This window comes from Dietzia sp. B19 (assembly GCF_014145155.1).
GTDB lineage: Bacteria > Actinomycetota > Actinomycetes > Mycobacteriales > Mycobacteriaceae > Dietzia > Dietzia natronolimnaea.
The window spans coordinates 1-1,028 of record NZ_JAALED010000411.1; the positions used below are offsets into that span (position 1 = coordinate 1).

Genomic DNA, 1,028 nt, shown 5'->3' on the forward strand with positions numbered 1-1,028 from the left:
CCGGGCCGCCTCGCGCAGGGCCAGGATCTCGGCGTGGGCGAAGGGGTCACCGTCGGCCTCGCGCCGGTTGGTGGCCACGGCCAGCTCCCGGCCGTCAGGCCCCACCACGAGCGCGCCGACCGGCACATCACCCTCGGGGGTGTCACCGGCGGCCGCCAGGGCCCGCCGTATCAACCGCTCGTCCTCGGACCGGGGCGACGTCGGTGACATGGGCGCGGTCACAGGGGTGACCGCCTCACGAGCATGACCGCCTCACGAGTCGGGCAGGTGCCGCTCGAGCTCCTCGCCGAAACCCATCCGCTCGGCCAGCGACTGCAGCTGCTCGTCGGCGTAGAGGTCGGTCTCGGACACGATGATCTCCAGCACCCCCGGCGGCAACCCCACGTCCTCGAGGATCGCCATGTCGCCCTCGCCCCAGGGGTCGGCGTCCTCGAGATCCTCGTCCGGAAGCTCCACGTTGAGCTCGTCGAGCACGTCGGCCGCGAGGTCGTAGTCGAGGGACGCGGTCGCATCGGAGAGCATGAGCCGCATCCCGGACGGGCCGGGACGAAGGATCACGAAGAACTCGTGATCGACGTCGACGAGGCCGAACGACGCCCCCTCGGTGCGCAGCGAGCGGACCTGCCGCGCGGCGTCGTCGAGACTGGTGAGCGCGGTGTCATCGAGTCTGGTGATCTGCCATGAACCGCCCGCCTGCAACACCCCGAGAGCGGAACCGGTGACGGCGTCGTCGTCGCTGTCGCTGTCGCGGGTGTTTCGGTCGGAGGTGCTGGCCATGGGCCCAACCGTAGTCTGCTGTGAGAACCTTGTCAGGTGGCGGCGGTGACGGACGTGTGCGTGCTCGGAGCGGGCCTGATCGGCGGTTCGTTGCTGCGGGTCCTGGGCCCGGATCGGGCGTTCGGGTGGAATCGCTCGACCCCCGGCGCGGAGGCGGCGACGGCGGCCGGCTTCCACGTCTCGACGGATCTGGCCGACACGCTCCGCCGGGCCGCGCGGACGGACGCCCTCGTCGTCGTCGGCGTCCCCCT

The 1,028-nt window shown here is 71.7% G+C and carries 2 protein-coding genes and 1 pseudogene; 1 reads left to right on the forward strand and 2 read right to left on the reverse strand.

Annotated elements, in window-relative coordinates; all coding sequences use genetic code 11:
• Together G6020_RS11865 and G6020_RS11870 are read right to left on the reverse strand one after the other, a co-directional pair.
• Positions 1 to 210 (reverse strand): nucleoside deaminase (locus tag G6020_RS11865; RefSeq protein WP_182610771.1); only part of this gene is annotated, 210 nt, incomplete at its 3' end.
• A 42-nt stretch (positions 211 to 252) separates the two neighbouring features.
• Complete coding sequence (locus G6020_RS11870; protein ID WP_095717134.1) at positions 253 to 777, reverse strand: tRNA adenosine deaminase-associated protein; 525 nt, start codon at positions 775 to 777, stop codon at positions 253 to 255.
• 45 nt (positions 778 to 822) lie between these two features.
• Here G6020_RS11870 and G6020_RS11875 point away from each other — a divergent pair.
• A pseudogene (locus tag G6020_RS11875) lies at positions 823 to 1,028 on the forward strand (prephenate dehydrogenase); the annotation flags it as partial.